Consider the following 23249-nt stretch of genomic DNA (forward strand, 5'->3'; position numbering starts at 1 on the left):
TTGCGGTTAAAATTTACATCTCTTATAATATATTTTCATGCTTCTCCCTTCACCCGGTTCGTACTCAAATTCCACTACGTTTTTAAGGCTATACAATACATGGTAAAGACTACGATTGATATAGTTAGCCCTTACCAGACAGTCCCCTTCCTTATAGCCCTCCAATTCGATCTCCATGCTATACACCTCTTCCAGTCGCTCCACTACCCGGTCAAAAGGAAGCAAATCAAAACTGATAGACTCGGAACGCCAGCCAAGGTACCGGTCTACATCTATGGATTCGACCGAAACGTTATGGTTTATTTTGTCCACTACCGCCATTTGCCTTGGACTCAACACCAGGTATTGCTCCGTTGCCTCTCTGATATCATGGTTTTCCCTTACCCCTACACTGCCACTGGCCACGGCAATCTCCACTTTATCGTCGCGATAGGCATTCACGTTGAATGAGGTGCCTAACACTTTGGTCTCTACCTCATTTACTTCGACCACAAAAGGACGGGAGGCATTATGGGCTATTTCGAAAAAAGCCTCTCCTTCCAGGGAAACTCTCCTTTCATCGGACTCAAACGGATCCGGAAAACTCAATTTACTACTTACGTTTAGGTGCACTTTGCTGCCATCCCTTAGGGTAATGGTTGCCTTTTGCCTTTCATTGGTAGTTCGCTCTTCCATTTGAGCAGAAAAGGCGGCATCGCTAGCAGGAAGTAAAACAAAGGCAATCACTACTATCCCAACTAAGGCTACTGCCATTATTCCCAACATTCTGGATACCGATTCATAATTCTTTTGGGGCTTTAATTCCAGCTCTATCTTTGCCTTGATGCTGTCCCTGATTTCCTCCTCCGTGGCATCCAGCTTCCGATGCAATCCCCTACGTTCCAACCGCTCAAAAATGGCATCAATCAGCCCGTCTTCACGTTCAGATGTAAGACCACGAATCTGCTTTTCCAATAGCTCTAAAAGTACGTGTTTACTCATGCCTAAGGGTCCATTTAAAAGGATAGACACAAAAGGAAGCCCTACTACGTACGTCTCTTGGATATTTTTACTCGTTTCCGTACGAAAAAAATAAAATAAATTATTGATTTAATAGATAGCAACGAAATATTAATTAAATATTAAACCTAAAAATCGGTTTTTCGAAGTATCCTTTCCCCTAAACGGAATTACCAAAAATAAATTTGCCCGAGGTTTTTTTTAATAAATTTCAAAGCCTTGTGGATTTGGGTTTCCACCGTTCGGACAGAAAGATTTAACTGGTGAGCGATTTCCTGGTTGCTCTGAAAATTATCCCTGCTCATAATAAAGACCTCCTGGCACCGGGAGGGCAGGCTGCTGATACTTTCCCGAATGAGCCGTTCGGTTTCTTTTTCTTCCATCAGCAGGTCAGCATTCACTTCTTCCACAAGATTAGAAACATACTCCTCTAATGGAAAGCTAATCTTCCTGTCTCTAATCAGATTGGAAACACCATATTTGGCAGATTTAAATAGATAATTTTCCAATTGATTGATCTTTTTGGCCTGCCTTCTCCGCCAAAGTTTCACAAAAACCTCCTGCACGATATCCTCACTTTGGTACCTATCACCAGAAAGTTTATAAACATATAAAAAGAGCCGTTTCCAGTACTTCCGATAAATGCCATCAAAAGCCTTTTTGTCTCCTTCATAAAGCTTCAGGCAAAGCTCCTGGTCGGTCATTAGTTATTGGGTTTAATTGACTTGTACTGGAAAAGGTAATGATTTTTTTCCTTTAACCAAAAGAACAAGCTCCTACTAAATAATTAAAAACCTGGAACGCAAAAACCAAAAAAACCTTCAGCAGGACGTTGGAGTTCATCTCACTGAAGGTAAGGGTAATTTGATCAGTTATGATCCGGTTGGTAACAGTTATAATGCTTCAGCTCCAGCCTTTGCCACCTCGCGATCATCTTCCACTGTGCTTCCGGAAACACCGATAGCTCCCAGGATTGTCCCCTCCTGATTCTTCAAAACCAACCCACCGGGAAAGGTAATCAACCCCTGATTGGAGTGTTCTATATTATAGAGGGGGGCTCCAGGCTGTACCAAAGGGCTTAACTGCTCGGTATCCATAGTGAAGTACATGGCGGTTTTTGCCTTTTTGATACTGATGTCTACCGAGCCCAGCCAGGCACCGTCCATCCGGGCGAATGCCGTAAGGTTTGCACCCGTATCGACGACGCAAATATCCATCTTTGTATCAATAGCCGCCGCTTTCCTTTTTGCTGCTTCAATTACTTTTTCAGCTTGTGTCAGGGTAATGTTCATGATTTTGAGGGTTTTATATATTAGTATTTATTCTTGTTGTTGCTGGCTTAGAAGATAAATATAACAAATATTCGCCATCAAACGATGCCATTAGGACAGATGTTCCTATACTCCATTAGTTACCCATCATCTGAGATGCAGATCCTGAGGCACCAAAACTCCGGATATTATAGGTAAGGGTCATCATAAAAAACTGCTGCACCACCTGCGTCCGGGTATCCTCTACATACACATCGGTTACATTTCTATCGATACTGGTATTTTGATTGAGCAAATCAAATAGGGTCATTTTAAGTTCAAATTGTTCCGTTGGTGGGAAGCGGTACCCGAGATCGGCGTTCATCAGCCAAATAGATTGGTCAAACTCCTCTCCCAGACCTTTGTATAGTTGATTGTTCACATTGGTACTGAAGAAAAAGCCTCCGGCGAAATTCCAATATAAATCCAGCCGCGTACTTTGCGTGTAATAGTTGTTGTTGAGATTTTCCTGCAAACTGCTGCGGACAACATTGTAATTCCCTCGGGTGGAAAGGTTGAAATCCAGATGTTCTCCTAAATTACTACTAATCCCGATTCCAGGTCCGACATACATATTCCGGTTGTAGTTGGTTTGTTCATTAATCAGCCCGGGCCGATTGGTAATGCCAGCTCTGGCACTTAGATTCAGATTGCTTTGCATAAAATTGAGTGGAAATCCAAATGAAAAATAGCTTCGCAAATCCCAATACTGGTCCAGGTTTTCCGGCCGATTCAGTTGGCCGCCCTGCCGAAGCAGCACGTCTCCCTGAATAAGGGTATCCCGACTGGCTATGTAGGTCGCATTTCCAAGGTAATTACTCGTTATACGCCCTCCCATATACATGAAAAATGACTTATTGGTTTCCGGATTGATTTTACGGATCCGGGTAAACAGCCTATGTTCGTATTCCTGATCCAAATTCGGGTTACCGGTAGATATTTGGATGGGGTTACTATTATCAATAACATCCTGTAGCTGTCTAACGGATGGAGCATCGGTATCCCCGCGGTAGTAAATCCGGATGTTGGTGTTTTCATTCGGGTCGTAAATAAATACCATTCGGGGTACAAAGTTCCGGAAGGTACGGTTCGTATTTTCAAATCCGGGAAAAACCCGGTCACTATCCAAAATTGAAATTTGGTAGTCGAATGAAGAAAAAATCCGGATCTTATCCTTATTGTACCGGTATCCCAAACCGATCTCGTGTTGCAGATAGGTGTTTTCGAACTCATTGGACAGGGTCGAGTCCAGCTCGAAAAGAGTGGATTCCATTTCTCGCTGGGAAACTTCCTGCAAGGTGTTGCCCAGGTCATTTCCGACCTCGTATTCCAGCCTTGCCTGTGAATGATCTCCGATAGGCTCACTGTATTCGATTTCAAATTCGTAGTTAAAGGAACTGGATTCGCTAAGGGAATTTTGAATCAAACTATCCAAATTTTGAGTCTGAAAATCACGGTTGACAGATACCAGTCGGGAATCCCGATTGTCATTATCCATACGGGTATCAAACTTTGCTGAAAGCGTACGTCCTTCTTTATTAAATTTATACCGATAGGTAAAATCACTTAAAAACCGAAACGATTCATTGTTTCCCGAGGTGGTGTTTTCTGTCTCGTTTATGGGAGTGCTGGGATTAAACAAATTTTGAGCCGATAGCAGGCTATACGCACTTCCTTTTTCATACCTTACACGAGGCCTCCAAATGATAGCATGCTTTTCAGACATGTCGTAATCCAGTCGAAGGTCCAGGCGGTGATTCTGGTTGTTATTTTCGCTATTTCTGATTTCATCGTAAAGTTGCAAGCTATCACTGGGAAGAATATACTCCCGGGAGGAATTACGGTTCAGGAAATTCTTACTTTCATTGAAAAAATAACTCCCGGTAATTTTGGCCCTTCCTTCGTCAAATTTATCAGTGAAGTTTAATCCAACGGCATTGGTATGGGTAATGCCTGGCCGTTCCCGGGTGGTAAGGGGGTTTCCTCTACGACCTCTTCCACCGCGACGGTTATCATCACCTCCAAAGGCTCCCGACAAGTCATCGGCCGAAAAGTTTTGCTGGTTGATATTATTACTCAATCCAAGGGCAGTAATACGTTGCGCTTCATTGAAAAAATTCACGCTTCCACCTACCAGGTAATTGTCATCCGTACCATACCCGGCAAACACACGACCAAATGTGCCGCCTCGTTTTTCTTTTTTGGTGATAATATTGATGGTTTTAATGGTTTCCCCATCGTCAAAACCGGTTAGCTGGGCCTGATCGCTGAGTTGATCTAAAAATTCTATCCGGTCGATTACTTCTACGGGTATATTCTGCATGGCCATAGCTGGGTCATCCCCGAAAAACGGCTCTCCATCTACCAAAACACGACCTACGGTCTCCCCCTGTACCTCAATGGTACCTCCCTGCATGACCACTCCCGGCATTTTCCGAATCAATTCGCCAGCACTGGCCTGGCCTCTTGTCTGGTAAGCAGCCGCATTCATGGATACCGTGTCTCCTTTCATTTGGCCGGACATGGTCTGGCCTTCCAGCTCGTAGGTTTCCAGCAAACTTCCTTCCTCCACCAATTCAAAGGTACCCAAATTTCTCTTGTTGGTATTCTCGACTAGTTCACTCAGGTCCTCATAACCCACAAAACTGATCTTGATTTCCAAGCTGCTTTGCGCCGGTTTATCGAATGCAAAGCGACCATTTTCGTTCGTGAACGTGGTGCTTAAGGTATCACCCTCGGTGGTTGTTACAAAAACATATGCGCCGGGAAGGGTCTCTTTAGAAGCCTTATCCCGTACCTTTCCACTAAGAGTCGTCTGAGAATATACAGAACCACCGATTAGTAGAAAAATAAATGATAAATATACAATTTTTAACATGTTGGTTTAGGTAATATTTTACGGAAAATCGGTTTTTTCAATAAATATTACTCCTAAAATACGAAAAATTGTAGACAATTAAATTTTTATTCTATTAATGGGGTATATACCGAACGAGTGGACGGTGGATGGTTTCTTTTACAAATTCATACCTATTCCTTTATCAAATCCTCTAATGGGATGATCTGAAAAGCCAAATGGACCTGGCTGCTTTCATAAATGATACCGATATGATCGCTGTCAATCACGGTTAGACAAGAATACCCGGCACTTTTCTCCTGATCCAACAATACTTGCATGTCCTCCGGCCAGCTGCTTCCCCAATCCAAACTGGTTTTTATGGTAATATCCTGTCTGGCCTCAGTAGCGGCCGGGTTGGAGAAAAACAATACCTCCTCATTGAATTTGATCAGGCTGGCCATACATACTGGCTCAATCAGAGCAGATCTGCTACTGGGATGGGCCGTCCATGTTTTTCCCATGTCCGCTGTGACCGCCACAGAACGGGAACCTCCCCTGTTGTCTCTCATATTTAACATCAGCTTTCCATCTGCCAATTCCACCACCTGGGCTTCCGTGGTATTGGATTTGGCACCTGTACCTACCTTCCAGGACGCTCCCCGGTCTTCACTGTAAATAATGGTACTGTAAGGCATTTTATCTGCGTCCTTATATTGAGCAGCAAAAACCAGGGTGCCATTCTTCATGGTAATGCCCTTTCCCGGGCCATTGAAAAAAAGGTTCCAGGAAGGGTCTTTCATCGGTTCTGTGATATTGATGGGTTCAGACCAGGTATTTCCATCATCCTCCGATTTTACCAACATCATCTGCCCTGTTTCTTCCGGTTTCAGACCCGGACCGGAGCTGTTCCAGGCTGCCGTGTTAGGTTTTCCATGCAACCATAAAGCCACTACCCAGATGGTGCCCGTCTCTTCATCTACCAATATGGCAGGATCTCCTATCCCATTTTGATCCTGGGGCAAGCCGCCCCACTCACCCATATCCATGATTATTTTCATAGGTTCCCAGTTTTGACCTCCATCCGTACTCCTACTTAAGCCTACGTCAATATCTCCCTGCAAATCAGCTCCCTGCTCACGACGCACATCATAGACAGCCAAAAGTGTTCCCGCTTTGCTGGTCGCCAGACCTGGAATCCTGTAAGTATGCACCCCGTCGTCCCCCTTGTTTCTGAGCGATTTTGCCAGCCGATACGGCATCAGGTTTTCCTGCCCCTGAGGCCTGACACTTTCACCTGCCAAATCCACATAAGCCACCTTTAAATCTATGCTTTCTTTTATATCAGCATCTTTTCCCGTAGTTATGGCAATTTCGAGTTGCTGATTCCCTGCCGGCAAAACCGTTTCTGCCTCCAACAACCATAGGCCATCTGTAGCTTTGAAAGACCCCATTTTTTCCGGCCCATTATCCATCATCCTAAAAAGGGAAATGTCCATTATTTCTATGTCGGAATCCAGGTCCAATCCCATCCCGTTAAAGCTTTTCTCCGTTTTTAAATTCATTTCCAGCTGGCCTATGGTGGTAGCTTTTCCTGTGATTACCGGAACATAGGTCTGCTTCCAGGCCATGTCTTCTGATAATGGCCAATTTTTTTCGCTGTGGCAGCCAGACAGTAGAAAAATCAGTAAGCAAATGTTGAGCAGTTTCATAGTCAATTGATTAATAGTTACATTTTTTCTGTATTGGCCTGTTAGGATTTGCCCTAACGACCTCCTTATTATCATTTTTGCCGTCAGGCCAATTTCTCTTTTTTCCCTTTACCAATGGTTTTGAGGGTAAGTCCTGCCAGTTTTTCTTTGCTTGGCCTGGGAAACCATTTACTGGCCAGGTAAGCCAGCACCATGGCACTCACCAAACCGGTCAATGCATAAAGGTGGATGCTCAACTCGGTTTGATACTTGATCACAACCTGAATGACCGCACTGCCAGAAATGCCGATCAGCGCTCCCCTTGCATTGGTGCTGGAGGAAAGTATTCCAATCAGAAAGATGCCCCCCAGCCCGCCAGCAAAAAGGCCGATCAGCATATTGAATTGGTCCCAGAGCGAAGGAATGCCCATATTGGCCATCACCAGAGCAAAACCTGTCCCCAATAAACCAACGATCACGGTAATGGACCTGGCAAAAAGGAGGGAATTTTTACCTTCCCCATCTCGGGGGTACCATTGATGGTAAAAGTCGGTGGTCACCACGGTAGCCACCGAATTCATGCTGCTGTCCAGGCTGGACATGGCCGCCGCAAAAACAGCCGCAATCAATAAGCCTGACACCCCATTGGGCAATTGGGTAACGATGTACCAGGGGAAAATACTGTCGGTATTGGACATGACAGGTGATAATTCCTGGGGATGGCTGAGGTAAAACAAATACAGGGCCGTCCCTATAGAAAAGAAAATCAGGGCTGAGGGCAATGCCATCAAGGCCCCTGTCACAATACTTTTGGCGGCTGAGGATTCGTCTTTGGTGGTCAGGTACCTTTGTATCACGGTTTGATCACTGCCATATTGTACAATATTAGAGGCCAAGCCTCCCAGTAGGATAACCCAAATGGCCGTTCCTGTGAAATCCAGCCGGGTATCAAATAGCTTCATTTTTTGATCCTCCATGATAAAGGTAGCTAATTCCTGCCAACTCAAATCAATGCTGAATACCATCAGCACCAAACACATCAGGGCTCCCCCTAACAATACCACTACCTGGATCACATCTGTCCAAATGACGGCTTCAATTCCCCCCAAGACGGTGTACAAAATACTCAATACTCCCATTAAAAGGATGCAGGCCATGACATCAATGTCGGTAATCACTGCAAGTGCCAGAGAAGGCAGCAATAATACGATGCCTAACCTTCCCAGCTGCAAGGCGATATAAATCAGGCTTCCCAGCAGGCGAATGGTCTTGTCAAACCTCATCTCCAGGTATTCATATGCTGAGGTGAGGTTAAGCCGTCTGAAAAAAGGCAAAAACCAAAAAATGATAATGGGAGAAACCATTATGATCGTCATGAGTAGCCAAAACAATGTCCAGTCAGTGGCAAAGGTTTTGGAAGGGATCGCCATGAAAGTGATGGCACTGAGCTGAGTACCGAAAACGCTGATTCCCGCGGCCCACCAGGGCACCCTTCCTCCTGCCTTGAAAAAATCTGTAACTGAGGTTTGTTTTTTGGAAATGATAATCCCCATAACCACCAAAATTCCCAGGTATGAACCCAGTACTGAATAATTCACCCAGCCAAAACCTTCTTTTTTTGAAAGTTTCATCCCACGGATGGCAGGAGTTCTGATTCCGGGGCTAATTTCTCCCGAAGGCAGAATAAGTTCCCCGTCCCAAAATACAGCCGTAGTGGTTACCGGGCCCTGGAGCGGCATATCGGCCAGCCGGGACCAGGTGCCTGTCACCGCATGATAGGCCAATACCCTTTGACTGAAGCCCGGGTGCGCATCCAAAATACCATTTCTTTCTGCTATCAACTGTAAGGAATCTGACCTACTCAAAGTAGCATCCTCCAGATCAAGAGCAATTTGCTCCAGTTGCCGGTACAATTTTCCTTCATCTCCACCCAACAGCAAGATATGACCCGAACCAAAAGCTGCTGCTGTGCCTGCTGCCAAAGGAATCGTTTTACCCTGTTCATCTTCGATGTTTCCCAGGCTTACCCATTCTTGATTGACAGGGGAGTAGGACAGAAAATCGTCATAAAAGTAGGCAGGCGCATCTGTCTGCTTTCTTCTTCCACCGGCTAAAAATATTTTTTGCTCCCTGCCGTCATGCTGCACGGCCATCATCGCATGAGACCGGCCTTGTCCCGGAATAGGTGGTAATGCTTCCCACACTGCTCCGGCATCATTGATATCAAGTCGGTAAAACCGATCCCATACCTCCTGATTTTCACCTCCTGCCAGGTAAACATAACCTTCGACATAAACCGCTGATGCATTAGCCAGTTCCATCGGAAAAGGAGTCCCTTCTTTCAAAGCAACTTTTTGATTGTTACTATCCCAGGATATCCACCAGGTGCTGCTTTGGTACCCCTCTTCATTCTCTCCCCCTAAACAGAAAAGCCCCATCGGCGTACTCACCGATGCCCCATAGGCCATGCTTACCGGAAGCCGTATGTCAATACCCTCCACCCATCTTGCCTCGGCCTTGTCTTTTTCCAGCACGTGAATCCTATCCCAGAATTTTTTCTCCCCTCCATTCCAGGGTTTTTTATCTGGAAAGTTAGCTCCCCCAGCCAGTATCAATGCCCCGTTGTGAGTACCGGCATACATTCCGGCATATCCCAGGGAAGCACTTTGCTCCGGCCAGGCCGGCAGCTCCGCTACCATTTCCCAATGATAATCACCATAGGTCTTCGGTACTTCCTGTGCCCAGAGTTGGCTCCACAGAAACGGACACAAGATCAGGCAAAAAAGAATTGATTTATACACTTTTACCATAGCAGGGTTTTCATGAATCTTGGGTATTTAGGTTTGAAAAATCAAAAAATCCCTGTGCCGTCAATTGGGCTTTCAATGCTTCCAGCATTTCCGGGTCCAGGGTTTTCACTGGAGCCCTGAAATCACCGCAATCGATGCCACAAAGCTTTAATAGGGCCTTTCCAGCAGCAGGCCCCCCAAATCTTCCATATAAGTTGATAAAATCAATTGACTTTTCCTGAAGTGCCAATGCCTTTTGCATATCTCCCCCATCAAAGGCCTTTTTTATGCCCTGATAAAGTGGCGCTGCAAAATTATAGGTGCTGCCTACGGCTCCTTTTGCCCCCATGGCCAGTCCGGCTAAAAAGGTCTCATCCCAACCCCAAAGCACATCATAGCTGCCATTATTGAAACGCAGGCACTGGTTAAATTCCATCAGGTTATGGTGGGTGTACTTGATACCCGCAAAATTGGGAATCTTATCTGGTACAGCCTCCAATAATCCTAACATGGGCAAATCTACTTTGGTGAGCAGCGGAATATGGTAGAAATAAAATGCCAGGTCGGGAGCTGAAGCAGCGATGGGCTGCATGTAATCCACCAATTGGGCCACATTACCCGGCCTGAAATAATAGGGCGCCGTGACAGCCACCCCATATAATCCCAAATCCGCCGCTAGTTTACCCAGTATGATCGATTCTTTTTGGTTAGTTCCCCCAAGCATGGCCATGACCTTGAAAGCTTCCGTCTGCTCGCTGGCCCAGGCTTGCATTAAAATTTGTTTTTCTTCCAGGTCCAGAGATGCCCCTTCACCAGTTGTGCCATTGATAAAAACCCCTTTTACGCCATTTTTTTTAAGAGAATGGGCATAGTTGGATAGGATACTCGGGTTAATTTCCCCCTTTCCATTATAGGGAGCAAAAGTAGCGGCAATCAGCCCTTCAATTTTTTTAAATCTCATATTTTCTATTTTTAAATGGAAGCCAAAGATACTATTTGGCTTCCATTCTATTTCCTGTCAATTACCGTATCCCGGGTTCTGTTCAATTTTAGCATTCAAACTAATGGTGCCCAGGGATATTGGCCAAAGCAAAAGGTGGCGCTCATTGCTCCTGCCTTGCAAAGAGGGGACCCGCTCAAATGCCTGGTCAAACCTCACCAGATCAAACCAACGCTTGCCTTCAAACGCCAACTCCAGCATCCTTTCCTGAAGAATTGCTTCATCGTTGGCCTCCTGGCCTGAATCACTGTATTCAACTGCTGAAAACTGATCGCCAAAGGCCCGCTGTCTTATCTGGTTGGTTTTAAACCCCGAGCTCCCATTTTTAACAAAATTTAAAATGGAGCCTTTCTTATTTAATATCCATTAGATCTCTTTTAAAGAAGAAATCAGCTTGATGTATTCCATATTAATAATGGCTTTTTATTATTGATATGTTAATAAAACAATTTTTATCGCTTTTAAACGAAGATTAACATGAAAAAAGGAGTTTAATCATCATGGTGTTAATTCACTTTTATTTATGGTTTTTTCAAATAGGTAGTTACCATCTTCACTTACAAGTCGGAAAGTAACAGCTGGATCTTCCTTAGAAGGATGATAAGTTGTGATTTCCCAACCCCCAACGGTGAGGACAAGAACCAAAGGCAATCTTAACCTCTTCGTTTGTTCCCAATTCCGGTACGGTATTGATCACTTGATCGGTGCTGGGAGAAATAACCTTGTCGTTAACTATTAGCTGATAGGGGTAGCTAGAGGACGATTGTAACCCATCAATCCATATTTCAACCGATAAATCCGTTTCATAATTGGAATATATTGGACCAAAAACAACTATTCCATCTTCCTTTTCTATTTTCACTTCAATCTTTGCCGGTTCCAAGACGGGTCCATACGGTTACTTCCGATTGGGAAACTTCCGTCATTTTGAATCCATTGGTGAAATATACCGGTGCAATTGACCCTTTGAAAGGAACCCTGGCCCAGATGGCATTGACAGGAGTAAGCAAACTCCCCGCTAGCCATCCGATTTTGCTTAAAAATGAGCGTCTGCTTTCTTCCATTTAATAGAATTATTAGTTTTTAGACTTTTCCTCTTTCATTATCTACCCAAAAAACCCGAAAATGACCATTTTGAGGGATGGAAACTTAGTTTTCATAGGAGTACATCAGCACCAATTAAAAAAAGCAGGAAAAATTTCCTGCCTTTTTGTTTTTTAATGGATGCTCCCCCATTCTATTGTTTGGAACCTGCCTCTGCTGACCACCACTTATCCAGGTCAGCCAATAGCTTTTTAACCACTTTAGGGCGCTCATCCGCCAAATTCTCCGTTTCCATGGGATCTTCCAAAATATCATATAGGAGGACTTCCTGGTTGTCAGCATTCGCAGTACCCGGGTCAATCAACTTCCAGGTACCACTGATTATGATGCGGTTTTCCAATGTTTGCTCCGGTTGGTCCACGGCCGCCATGTCATGGGAAAAATCCATGCTGTAAATCTGTTTTCTTTTCGACAATGCCTTGGTGTCCAGCACATTGATGCCTTGCATGTCTGGAAGCGGTTCCATGCCTACCGCTGCCAGGGTGGTCACGGCCATGTCGATGCTGCTCGTCAGGTTTTCGGTATCCATGCGGGGGCTGATTTTTCCCGGCCACTTGTAAATGATAGGTGTCCGAATCCCCATGTCTTGTGGGTCTTGTTTGGATCCGGGGGCATATCGGTTGGGCCGGTCAGGATCCTGAATCCAGCCATTGTCGGTTACAAATACCACCAGGGTATTGTCAGTCAACCCTTCCTCCTCTACCTTATCCAATAGCTGGCCTACCGTGATGTCCAACCATTCACACATGGCCCAATAGGCAGCCACCGCTTCGGTAGGTGCTTTGGGAAGGTATTTTTGCAGAAGGGAATCCGGTGGCGTATGTGGCGAATGGGGCAAAAAGGGAGCATACCAGATAAAGAACGGATCCTGATCGGCTATGGCCTGATCCATAAAATCAAAGATGGGGTCCATGCCTTCTCTTCCGATTTTCAATCCTTCATCCCCATGGCGGCCTCCCCTTGTGGGATCTCCATGCGTCATACCATCGGTAAATCCGCCCTCCTTCCAGTGGCCACCCCACCATTTCCCGGACTGAAAGGATACATAGCCGAGTTTTTGTAACAGCTGGGGTACCGTTGGGTGTTTTTGGAATTCGTCCAGGTAGTCTTTGTAAAGCCGGGACCTGGCTTCCTGCCAATCGGTTTGGTACCGTGGTTTTTCAAAGATGAATTCGGGATCATTTCCCGTAATACCATGCTGGTAGGGGTATAATCCTGTGATGATGGAAGCCAGGGAAGGACTGCAAAGAGGAGCCGTCACATAGCCGCGTGTAAAGGTGAGCCCCTCCGCTGCCAGTTGATCGATGCGGGGAGTTTCTATGTGCGGGTGTCCGGTAAACCCATAATCGGTCCAGGACTGATCATCGGAAAGGATGTATATGATGTTTGGTTTCTCTGTTTGGCTGAAACCGAAGCTGGCGGAAAGAAATAAAATAACAACTGTTAAGCTTATTTTGTAACTCAGAATAAAATTCATGGAAGGAGGTTTCATTGGGTTTTGATCATTTTAAGTAGTCTTTTAAATATAGAAATTATTTACCTATTATTCCGGAAAACCCCACAAAAATACCCCGGGCTGCGCCTCCGCTGTAGGCTTACCCGGGATTACACTCCTTTCACCCCTACCGGGGTTTGGTTTTCATCTTCATATCTACCATTCGATTTTGCCTTTCCGGCCGGCCATAAAAGGAATCCGAATACCCCCTTTATTCAAATCTTTTTACCCTTATAGCGTGAGTTCGAGTTAAGAGCGTGCTTAAACCCGGCTATATCGTCACTACGAACCCTTTTTTGTGCGCACTATGGTGTGGCTGTCCCGTTTTACTAAAGATTCCCACGGCTTCCTCCGCACAAATCCGCCCTAGGAGCCTCGGAATGACGGTTTTATTATGAAAACAGGTCGAACGTATGTTTATAATCCTTCCATTTAGTTGGTTGGGGTTTGTTGGTACATGCTCAAGGGCTTGTCTTGAAAACCCGGTCCGGACCATTTCAGCTCCAGCCTTAGATTTTCTTCGTCATCCGGCTTTTTGACAACCCATTTAACGGGATGATACCCTTTCTCCAGAAACAAGCTGGACATCCCGGATTCCTTTGCCAGGCTTGGATGGTCGTTATCCACCACCAGCGCATCGTGGACATGCATCACCAGTCCGCTATTGGTGTGAAAACCGATTTCGTAAGTACCGGTTTGATCTACTTTTAGCAGCCCCTGGAATACAAATACCTTAGCCTCCTCCTTGGGTACAAAGTCGTCCAGTTGGGCCAAAAGGTGAAACTCCGTTGGAAGGTCCTTTTCGGTATTGATAAAGGGCACCCATGGGAAATCCCCCCGGTAGCTGGCAACCTGTACCCCCATTTCAGGAATCTCATTCAGATCCAGCGAAGGAACCGGCAAATCATCATAGGGCCGATCGGCCGAAGCATTGAACCTTCGCCAACGGAGAACAGCATTTTTCATTTCTTTTTGGAGCTTGACAAACTCCCCATTCGTTCCGGCGAGGTCATTGGCTTCTCCGGGATCGGATTTCGTATCAAAAATACGGAAATCATCTTCATGCGATAATATATTATACCGGATACCCTTATAGCCATCCAGGTACAAGACCTGCATTTCTCCCCGCTTTTTGCCTCTTTTGGATTCCAGAAAGGATTCGTAACCCTTCGTGTTATTGTTGACCTGGTACTCGATATAAACTTTGCCATTGTGCTCATTGGCCTGCCCGGAAAGTATGGGCCAGAGTGACCTGCCATCGGTATTGGCTGGCGCTGGCAAATCGCTGATTTCAGCAAATGTCGGCAACCAATCATGGAACCCTGAGGGAGAGTCATTTTTCACGCTTTCCTGTATTTCTCCCGGCCACCTAACCAGTGCCGGCACACGGATACCTCCCTCCCAGGTATCGCGTTTGGTGCCATCCAAATTTCCGAAACTTTCAAAAAAAACAGGATCATAATCTCCATAACCGTAGGACTCGTGATGTGGACCATTGTCCGAGGTAAAAACAATCAGGGTTTCCTCATCAATTTCCAGGTCCTTTAATAAATGGATAAGATCGCCCACTGCATTGTCAATTCGGCGAACCATACTGGCAAAGCGCTGCTGTACTTCCGGCCACTCTTCCTTGCGGTAATCCGGATGGATAAAACCATTTACCTCCCCCTTGGCGGTATTGATAAAATTATCTTTTTCTCCGATGAATTGCATACCTCCGGTTGCACCCCCACCCGAGGGATAGGGCATGCTGGGGATTTCCAGACCTGCATGCGGGGTATCGTAGGCCAGGTACATAAAAAACGGTTGATCGGGATGGCCCTGTTGATGGTCGTGAATGTATTTTTTTGCCCTGGCTGTAAAAAGGTCCGTGGTGTAACTTCCCTTTAATTGACTGGATATCTCTTCATTTCCATCGTAAAATTCCATCGGTCCCCTGTTTGCCACATCGTGTGCCGGATAATGATTGTGTCCATCCCGGTGACGGACATATCCGAAGAAATAATCAAAGCCCCTTTTGGTAGGATAGGCTCCCCAGGTAGCAGGACTGTCTCCCTGCAAGCCCTGAAGCCCGTATTTACCAATCAATGCCGTCGCATAACCGGCCTCTTTCAGCACGGTCGCCAGGTTATGGTTATCAGGAAGGGCTTTATCGAATTGATTGTTTCTGATTTCGGCATGTCCCTGGTGTTGACCCAGGAGCAAGGAAGCCCGGGAAGGTGCACAGACTGGTGCAGGTACATAATGACGGGTTAAGATCATTCCTTCTGCGGCCATTTGATCCAAATTGGGTGTACGATGATAGGGTTCTCCTTCCGCTTTCCGCTGGTTTTGATACAATATCCCCAGGTCACCATATCCCAAATCATCGGTCAGAATAAAAATGATGTTGGGCTTTTTAGCTACCGGCCTGGTTCCAAAAGCAAATTCAGGCATCAAAATGCCGGAAACTACCAGCAACATTATTAAAGACAGCTTATTCATTCAATTTTTCATTTATCAGGTTCATTTCAAATGCTTTATCATAATGGGGATTTGCCTGATCCGGAACAGGTGCATTGACTTCCTTCCTCCAGTTTTCGAGCATTTCAATCAGTTGATCCCTGACTGTTGGTTGACTTTCCGCTAAATTGGTTGTTTCTCCCGGATCTTCCGCCAGGTTATAGAGTTCGTAATCATCCTCTTCGAAATAATGATGGAGCTTCCATTTCCCTTTTCTGACTACAGACCCCGGCCGGGTTCTGAACAAGGGATCCCTGCCCCCATCTTCTTTGGGATTATAGGCCTGAAGGTAGACGGGAAAATGCCAAAAGAGGGGCCTCTCCGCTAGCGATTCTTGCTTAAACAGGGGAGCCAGGTCCATTCCATCCCATTTCTCCTCCCCCACCTGCTCCGCTTCAACGATATTCCTTATCGTTGGGTAAAAATCCATATGAGTCACGGGAACATCGGAGGTAGTTCCGGCGGGAATTTTTCCAGGCCAGCGAATTACCAAAGGGATTCGGATACCTCCTTCATAATAGGAACCCTTTCCTGCTCTCAAAGGGTCTTGGTAGGAGATATCCCTGATCCCGCCATTATCAGAAGTAAAAATCAAAAGCGTATTATCTGAAAGGTTTAATTCATCAAGGACCTGCAATAGTTTACCCACATTTTCATCTACCGAAGCTACCATGGCCGCATAATCAGCCCGGTCCTGTCCTTCCCTTCCCTGTTTATTCTTAAACTTTTCAATCAGGCTTTCCTTGCCCATAATGGGGGTATGTACGGAATAGAAGGGTAAGTTTAAGAAAAACGGTTTGGACTGATTGGCTTCAATAAATGCGATGGCCTCCCGGGTCAATCGGTCGGTCAGGTATTCCCCCTCCGGCCCGTCTTCTATAAAGCTGATATTGTAGGGACTAAAGTACCCATTCTTTCCCGGATTTCCGTGGTGCGCCCCTCCCACATTGACATGAAACCCATGTTGCAAGGGATCCTCATTGATATGCCATTTCCCAAAAGTCCCATTCGTATAGCCATTATCCTTTAGCATCATGGCCAGGGTATACAAGGAATCAGGCAGGAAATCCCGATTGGGGGTAGGAATGATTTTACGGGTTTTTGCATTTCCTCTTTCCGAATTGTCGACGGTATACACCCCATGTCTGGGGGTATTCCTGCCACTCATCAGGCTGGCTCGGCTGGGGGCGCAATTGGCAGCAGCAGCATAGGCATGGTAAAAAACCATGCCTTGCCCTGCCAGTTTATCCAGGTTTGGGGTTTCATAATATGCACTCCCCATAAAAACCAGGTCTTTATAGCCCAGATCATCTACGTTGATCAGGATGATGTTGGGTTTATTCTCTTTTCCACAAGAATAAAGTATAGGAATAGCCATCAAAATAAGACAGCTGCACATTAAACAATTATTTATTATTAGGGTTTTTCTAATTCCCATAACCATTATTAGAAGGGTCCGAATCCAAAAGTACAGGATTTAGAATGATTTCCTCTTCGGGGATAGGCAGTCGGATATGATGTGGTTGAATATTGTTTCCGGGGTCATAAGTACGGTACTCGGCATTTTTTACCGTTTCCACTAAAATGCCCCATCGGATCAAATCATACCGTCGGTGGCCCTCACCTGCCAACTCCCATCTTCGCTCAGCCTGTATGGCCGTTCGTAAATCGGATTGGCTCATTCCAGCATAAGGCTGATCGGGTTCATAGGCTCTTTCCCGGACGGCATTAATGTATTGGTAAGCATTACCGGGGCCATTCAACTCATTCTCGGCTTCTGCCAGCATTAGGTAGACATCTGACAACCTAAATATTAAGGTCGCCTCTCCGTGGTTTCCGCGGGGGGAATTGACGAAATCAAAGTTGGTGAATTTAGTCAGGTATTGGAACGTTAATTCAAAACCCAAATAGTGACTGAGTATATTATAGGGACGTCTTAAGTCATTTTCGGGAAATTCATCGATAAAGCTCAGAATAGGAACAGTCAAGCCATATCCATTAAATTCTTCATTTCTGGCTGCCAATGCATCGGAAAGAGGCCCTCTGTCTGCGGGATTTTTTGGCTCATCCCTGAGTCTCGGGTTGAATCCGTCCGTGCGGTCTTGTGCATTCCCCGGAACATCTTTTTGAAAATCAATGGCCCAGATAACCTCCTCATTAAATGGATTATTTACATCAAAAACTTCACCGAAACTTGGCAATATTTGATGCGGAGATTCGCTTATGATAGACAAACATTCCGACCTGGCATTTGTCCAGTCTTGTTGCCATAAATAAATTTTTGCAAGCAAGGTTTTGGCTGCCCAAACGGTGGGTCTTCCAAGATCATTGCCGGAATAGGAATCAGGTAATAGATTTTCCGTTTCGATGCGCTTCAAATCACCAACAAGGTTATTCCGGATTTCGTCGACTGGCATTCTACCCAAAGCGGCGGCATCGGCAATTGGGATTTCTTCGTCATAGTAAGGTGCGTCTCCCCACAGATTACTTAGGTGGTAATACCCGAAACTCCGTAAATACAAAGCCTCCCCGATCGATTGATTTTTGACGGCATCACTGATGTTTGGACTGTTTTGAACATTTGTAATCACCGAGTTAGCATCCCCGATCATACGATAAATCAACTGCCACAATTGCCTGGCATTCGAATAGTTGCTTTGGGTCAGGGTGTAATTTTGCATGGGTTCATTGCCGCCAAATTGCCGGCTGGACTCCAATTCGTCTGCCCCTAATTGAGTGAAGGTATGAATTCCCTGCCAATTGCCATAAAATCCATTTTGCCTTAAATTCAGGTAAATGCCATTTACAGCAAGCACGGCCTCTTCATCTGATTGATAAAACGTACTGGGATCAATTATTCCCCGAACTTCCTCCTGCAAAAAGCTCTCACAGCTGGTGGCAAACACTAAAGAAAATACAATCAGTAGGTAATTAGTTTTTATAATTTTCATGATGTGTAGGTTTAAAAGTTGGCATTTATTCCCAAAGTTACGGTTCTAGCGTTCGGGTATTCTGCACGAATGATTCCCCGAACCACACTGCCGTAGGTATTTCCTGATTGCGGTCCAATGCGGGTCGCTTCCGGATCGTATCCCCTAAAATTGGAAATCAGAAGAAGATTTGCACCACTTGCATACACACTAAAGCTGTTAAACAACTTATTATTTCGTAAGGGTACATTGTAATTTAGCATGACATTTCTCAACCGGAGATGTGAACCATCTTCTACCAATTCGCTATTGGACGGAATATCGGAAATACTAACAGTACCACCTGCTCTCGGGATATAGGGGTGTGGATCGGATTCCGTCCAACGATCTCTCGCCACACCGTAAATGTTTTGGTCACTTCTACCAAAAAAGCCCCTTTGGGCGAATTCATTATAAACATCATTTCCGAATGTACCCTGAAGGAAAATATCCAAGGAGAAATTCTTCCATTGTATGCTGTTATTGATTCCCCCAAAGAATATTGGCTCAGGATTTCCAATGATCTCAAAATCATCGTTAAAACTGATCATTCCATCTCCGTTCGTGTCCTTGAATCTCGGTCCACCGACCACCGCACGAAGGCCACTATACCTAAATTGATCCAGCTCTTCCTGGCTTTGCCAAGTTCCCAAGTATTCTAGTCCAGTGAAAACCCCAACTGGTTCTCCGACTACCAGTTTGGCGGCCTGTCCCCCTTGGTCAAGAAAATGGATATTGATCTCATTTACACCTCCCAGATCCAACACCCGGCTTCTATTTCCGGATAAGGTAAGGCTGGAGGACCATCTAAAGTCATTTCTATCAATGTTCACGGACCTTATCATCAACTCAATACCCTGATTTTGCAGAGAACCAATGTTTTCCAGCCTTTGGCTAAAACCGGTTTGTCTGGGGATTTCCCTATTTAAAAGTAGGTCTTCAGTCTTTTTATAATAATAATCGAGTTCAACGCTTAATCGGTTATCAAAAAAACCAGCCTCCAAACCGATATCGAATTGAGAGGTAGTCTCCCACCTAAGATCCGGATTGGCAGGCCTGTCTCGTCTTACGCCAATCCCCTGATTTCCATTAAATATTACGGTACCAGGATTTAACACGGCCAAAGTGCTGTAAGAGTCTATGGCCTGACTTCCAGACCTACCAAAACTTGTCCGTAATTTCAGTTCGTCGAAAACGTTTAGGTCCCGGATAAATTCTTCATCTCCAATTCTCCATGCAAAGGCTCCTGAGGGGAAGAAGGCATATTGATTATTCGCTCCGGAAAATCTCGATGAGCCATCCACTCTTCCTGCCAGGGTAAAAAGATACTTGTCAGAAATGGAATAATTGGTCCTTCCTATCCAGGAAACTATCTGGAACGGATCATTGAAACTTGAGGTGAGCCTAAAGGTTTCTGGATTCCCTAACTGCAATACATCAAAGGAGACACCATCATTTGGTAATCCATCTGTTTGTGCCGTGAACCCTTCTGTGCGGGAAGTTTGCCAGGTAAACCCTCCGAGAATATTAATCTTATGGTTTGGAGCCAATTCTTTGTCAAAAGTAATGGTGTTTTCTTGTAATATCTGATTGTTGAAGCTATTAGTAATCCTTCCAAATCCTCCTCTTTGTGCAGCAGCTCTGGATGGCAAACTTCCAGATTGAAAAACATTCTGCTTCCGCCAATTTAATTGAGGCCCTATCGTAGATCGAATGGTAATCGACTCAATTGGTTTATATTCAATATAAAAATTGCCCAATAAATTATTGACCATGCTTTTATTGGTCTGCATTCGTAATAAAGCTTCTGGATTATCGAAAGGACCTCCCTGAACATAGTCTTCGTCCCAAAGCGATCCATCTTCCTGAAATACCGGAAAAGTGGTCAGGGCTCTCCTTGCTTGCCACAAACTGACTAAGTCATTATCGTTTTTTACAAATGACGTATTGATCCTTGTCCCTAAAGTAAGATTCTCGGTTAATTTAAAATCTAAGTTTGCCCTAAAGCTATATCTTTCAATCCCTGATTCCCGGATAATACCCCTTTGGTTCATATAATTTCCAGAAATAAAATAATTAACCCTATCTGAATTCCCTCTTACTGATAAATCCAGATTGTTAATTGGAGCAGTTCTGGTAATTTGCTCCTGCCAATCGGTATTTCCAATCAAACTTTCATCTACAAAAGGATTGGCTTCTCCACTGAATTCTGCGTATTCAAATCCATACGCCGCACGTTCGGGGCCGTCTAAAAAATCAATTTTCCTCGCAAGGTTTTGAAATCCTGTATAAGCATTCAGTGATACGGAGGGTTTTCCTCCAGAAACCCCTTTACCACTTTTTGTAGAAATTAGAATTACTCCGTTGGCTCCCCGTGTTCCATACAAGGATATTGCTGATCCGTCCTTCAAAATATCAATGGATTCGATATCGTTGACATTGATATTGTTCAGATTAAAATTGGTTCCCGCAATAAATCCATCTATAACATAAAGGGGTTCATTATCTCCCTGTACAGAATTTCCTCCCCTGATCCTGATGGACGCCCTTGCACCGGGGCTACCACTTACTGAAGTTACGTTGACTCCCGCAGCTCTCCCCTGAAGTAATTGATCGACCCTGGGAGCTGGTAAATTTGATAGTTCTTTGGCATCAATTTTAGAAACGGACCCTGTCAAATCAGATTTTTGAACAGACCCATAACCCAAAACTACTACTTCATCCAATGAGGATACATCCTCTTTTAAACTTACATTTATTACGCTTCGATCTCCAATTTCAATCTCTTTTGATTCATAACCAATGAATGAATATACTAGAGTAGCCCCATCCGGAACATTTAAACTATAATTCCCATCAATATCCGTAACCGTTCCTACCGAAGTGCCAGGAATTGAAACTGTAGCCCCAGGAATAGGCTCTCCGTTTTCATCTGTTACGGTCCCGGTTATTTCTATGTCCAACCAGCTCCGGTCCTCGTCTAACGGAACCGTTTCTCCTTTTGAAAGGTAAACTACCTCACTCCTTACCACATAAATCTGCTCATTTACCCGCTTGAAATCGTAATCCACCTGCTCCGTGATCTTTTTAAGCATGGTTTTAAGATCCGTGGATAAATGGAGGGAAATTTTCGTTTTGTCTTTGGCTACTTCCTGGTTATAGGCAAAGACAAAATCCGTCTGCTGCTCTAATGCTGCCAACACCGTTACCAGCTTCTGATTCTTGGCTTGTAACTGTACCTGATAATCTTCCATGCTCTGACTAGAGCCTGGCTCTGCCATAATCACCTGTATGACAAGCAATTGAAGCAAAAAGTACTTTAGGGTTTGTTTTGAATAAAGCACAATTAGCCTTAGTAAATTATTTTTCATAATTTTAAATGTTTATTGTTAAACAAGGTGGTTTTCCACCGATCCTGATCCGGGACTGTTGCAGCAGTTCCGGATCTTTTTGTTGATTAAAGGTTACATTTTGAACTTATCGCATAGGCTGTTAATTTTTATAGGTTACATTTTTTATAGGTTATTTTCAGTGCCCTCTCACCGGTATTCTCCACGTCAAATGCGACCAGGTTTTTCAGGCCATATAATACCGCAAACAAGTTCCCATTGGCATAGGTCGCTTTGATCTGGCATTGATCCATTCCCTCCCCCACTAATTCAATCCTGTAATTGTAGATGGACCCTAGCCGCTGAATCACTTCATCAAAGGGGTCCATATCGAAGAAAACGGAACCTGCTTTCCAATCCAGAAAAGAATCCGAATCCATTTCCGCTATCTCAAAGCCCTCAGCACCGGGAATGGCCGTGGCCATTTGCCTGGGCTGCAACTCCACACCACTAGTGTCGAATGTGGAAGTTTGGTGAAAAACAGCTACTTTTCCGCTTTGTACGGCCACTTTTACAGGCGATTCCTGGTGTGCCCTGACATTAAATGCCGTTCCCAAAACTACCGTCTTTACTCCCTGACTATTCACTTCAAAAGTTGCCCCCTCCTCTTTAACCACCTCAAAAAAAGCTTCTCCGTCCAATTCAACTTCCCTTTTTCCATCCACAAATTCCTTGGGGAACCTCAGCCTGGTATTGGTGTTTAAAAATGCAATACTCCCATCCGGTAGGGTAATGGCTGCTTTCTGCCGCTCGTTGGTAATTCTTTCCTCCCAAACGACGGTTGGGGTTAATTGCTGGACCTGATACCCCAGATAAGCAAGACCAATCAATACTAAAAAGGAGGCAGCCCATTTCATCATCCCATAATAGGAAGGCCTGGAAATGGGTTTTGATTGGAGGTTTGAATCAATTTTTGCCTTCATCTTGTCTTTAATTTCCTCCTGCTCCCGGCTGTCCATTTCCCAATCCAATTCCCTTCGCTGAAGCAAGTCCAAAATACGCAGCAGTTTGGCCTCTTCTATTTTATTCAGCTCTCCCCTACCTCTTTTCTGAAGCAGGTTCAGGAATTCTTTTTTCTTCATGTCATTTACCATCTATAAGGATAGTACCCTTAGCCTACTGAAATACTTACGAACCAGTAGAAAAAAAAATCGTAAAGCAGGGA

At 44.8% G+C, this 23249-nt stretch carries 16 protein-coding genes; all 16 read right to left on the reverse strand.

The window, feature by feature from the left end; all coding sequences use genetic code 11:
• Positions 1-6: 6 nt before the first annotated feature.
• Positions 7-981: a FecR family protein gene (locus tag GJS45_RS20245; RefSeq protein WP_162343690.1), complete on the reverse strand. Its 975-nt coding sequence runs from the start codon at positions 979-981 to the stop codon at positions 7-9.
• Between the two features lie 188 nt (positions 982-1169).
• Complete coding sequence (locus tag GJS45_RS20250; protein WP_162343691.1) at positions 1170-1703, reverse strand: RNA polymerase sigma-70 factor; 534 nt, start codon at positions 1701-1703, stop codon at positions 1170-1172.
• A gap of 189 nt (positions 1704-1892) precedes the next feature.
• Positions 1893-2291, reverse strand: coding sequence for a GlcG/HbpS family heme-binding protein (locus GJS45_RS20255; RefSeq protein WP_162343692.1), 399 nt, complete (start codon positions 2289-2291; stop codon positions 1893-1895).
• A 115-nt stretch (positions 2292-2406) separates the two neighbouring features.
• Complete coding sequence (locus GJS45_RS20260; protein ID WP_162343693.1) at positions 2407-5187, reverse strand: outer membrane beta-barrel protein; 2781 nt, start codon at positions 5185-5187, stop codon at positions 2407-2409.
• 152 nt (positions 5188-5339) lie between these two features.
• A complete protein-coding gene (locus tag GJS45_RS20265; protein WP_162343694.1) occupies positions 5340-6857 on the reverse strand; it encodes a sialidase family protein in 1518 nt (505 codons plus the stop codon).
• An 83-nt stretch (positions 6858-6940) separates the two neighbouring features.
• Complete coding sequence (locus tag GJS45_RS20270) at positions 6941-9646, reverse strand: sodium:solute symporter family transporter (protein ID WP_162343695.1); 2706 nt, start codon at positions 9644-9646, stop codon at positions 6941-6943.
• 10 nt (positions 9647-9656) lie between these two features.
• Complete coding sequence (locus GJS45_RS20275; RefSeq protein WP_162343696.1) at positions 9657-10586, reverse strand: dihydrodipicolinate synthase family protein; 930 nt, start codon at positions 10584-10586, stop codon at positions 9657-9659.
• Between the two features lie 57 nt (positions 10587-10643).
• Entirely contained in the window at positions 10644-10988 is a 345-nt protein-coding gene (locus tag GJS45_RS20280; RefSeq protein WP_162343766.1) for a RagB/SusD family nutrient uptake outer membrane protein, read from the reverse strand.
• A 226-nt stretch (positions 10989-11214) separates the two neighbouring features.
• A complete protein-coding gene (locus GJS45_RS20285) occupies positions 11215-11487 on the reverse strand; it encodes a hypothetical protein (RefSeq protein ID WP_162343697.1) in 273 nt (90 codons plus the stop codon).
• Between the two features lies 1 nt (position 11488).
• Positions 11489-11689 (reverse strand): hypothetical protein, encoded by a 201-nt coding sequence (locus GJS45_RS20290; RefSeq protein ID WP_162343698.1) that lies wholly within the window; start codon positions 11687-11689, stop codon positions 11489-11491.
• Positions 11690-11862: 173 nt separating this feature from the next.
• Complete coding sequence (locus GJS45_RS20295; protein ID WP_235954895.1) at positions 11863-13221, reverse strand: sulfatase family protein; 1359 nt, start codon at positions 13219-13221, stop codon at positions 11863-11865.
• A 435-nt stretch (positions 13222-13656) separates the two neighbouring features.
• Positions 13657-15708: a sulfatase-like hydrolase/transferase gene (locus GJS45_RS20300; RefSeq protein ID WP_162343699.1), complete on the reverse strand. Its 2052-nt coding sequence runs from the start codon at positions 15706-15708 to the stop codon at positions 13657-13659.
• Positions 15701-17125, reverse strand: coding sequence for a sulfatase (locus tag GJS45_RS20305; RefSeq protein ID WP_162343700.1), 1425 nt, complete (start codon positions 17123-17125; stop codon positions 15701-15703). Before GJS45_RS20305 ends, GJS45_RS20300 begins: the two co-directional genes overlap by 8 nt.
• A 28-nt stretch (positions 17126-17153) precedes the next feature.
• Complete coding sequence (locus tag GJS45_RS20310) at positions 17154-18677, reverse strand: RagB/SusD family nutrient uptake outer membrane protein (protein ID WP_162343701.1); 1524 nt, start codon at positions 18675-18677, stop codon at positions 17154-17156.
• A gap of 11 nt (positions 18678-18688) precedes the next feature.
• Positions 18689-22066, reverse strand: a complete 3378-nt coding sequence (locus GJS45_RS20315) for a SusC/RagA family TonB-linked outer membrane protein (protein ID WP_162343702.1) — start codon at positions 22064-22066, stop codon at positions 18689-18691.
• A gap of 128 nt (positions 22067-22194) precedes the next feature.
• On the reverse strand, positions 22195-23166 hold the full coding sequence (locus GJS45_RS20320) for a FecR family protein (protein ID WP_162343703.1): 972 nt from the start codon (positions 23164-23166) through the stop codon (positions 22195-22197).
• Positions 23167-23249 lie beyond the last annotated feature (83 nt).

The organism is Cyclobacterium salsum (genome assembly GCF_010119245.1).
Lineage (GTDB): Bacteria > Bacteroidota > Bacteroidia > Cytophagales > Cyclobacteriaceae > Cyclobacterium > Cyclobacterium salsum.

Coding starts and splice junctions, on each gene's coding strand:
- GJS45_RS20245 (WP_162343690.1), bottom strand. CDS start 981: ATGAGTAAACACGTACTTTTAGAGCTATTGGAAAAGCAGATTCGTGGT.
- GJS45_RS20250 (WP_162343691.1), bottom strand. CDS start 1,703: ATGACCGACCAGGAGCTTTGCCTGAAGCTTTATGAAGGAGACAAAAAG.
- GJS45_RS20255 (WP_162343692.1), bottom strand. CDS start 2,291: ATGAACATTACCCTGACACAAGCTGAAAAAGTAATTGAAGCAGCAAAA.
- GJS45_RS20260 (WP_162343693.1), bottom strand. CDS start 5,187: ATGTTAAAAATTGTATATTTATCATTTATTTTTCTACTAATCGGTGGT.
- GJS45_RS20265 (WP_162343694.1), bottom strand. CDS start 6,857: ATGAAACTGCTCAACATTTGCTTACTGATTTTTCTACTGTCTGGCTGC.
- GJS45_RS20270 (WP_162343695.1), bottom strand. CDS start 9,646: ATGGTAAAAGTGTATAAATCAATTCTTTTTTGCCTGATCTTGTGTCCG.
- GJS45_RS20275 (WP_162343696.1), bottom strand. CDS start 10,586: ATGAGATTTAAAAAAATTGAAGGGCTGATTGCCGCTACTTTTGCTCCC.
- GJS45_RS20290 (WP_162343698.1), bottom strand. CDS start 11,689: ATGGAAGAAAGCAGACGCTCATTTTTAAGCAAAATCGGATGGCTAGCG.
- GJS45_RS20295 (WP_235954895.1), bottom strand. CDS start 13,221: ATGAAACCTCCTTCCATGAATTTTATTCTGAGTTACAAAATAAGCTTA.
- GJS45_RS20300 (WP_162343699.1), bottom strand. CDS start 15,708: ATGAATAAGCTGTCTTTAATAATGTTGCTGGTAGTTTCCGGCATTTTG.
- GJS45_RS20305 (WP_162343700.1), bottom strand. CDS start 17,125: ATGTGCAGCTGTCTTATTTTGATGGCTATTCCTATACTTTATTCTTGT.
- GJS45_RS20310 (WP_162343701.1), bottom strand. CDS start 18,677: ATGAAAATTATAAAAACTAATTACCTACTGATTGTATTTTCTTTAGTG.
- GJS45_RS20315 (WP_162343702.1), bottom strand. CDS start 22,066: ATGAAAAATAATTTACTAAGGCTAATTGTGCTTTATTCAAAACAAACC.
- GJS45_RS20320 (WP_162343703.1), bottom strand. CDS start 23,166: ATGAAGAAAAAAGAATTCCTGAACCTGCTTCAGAAAAGAGGTAGGGGA.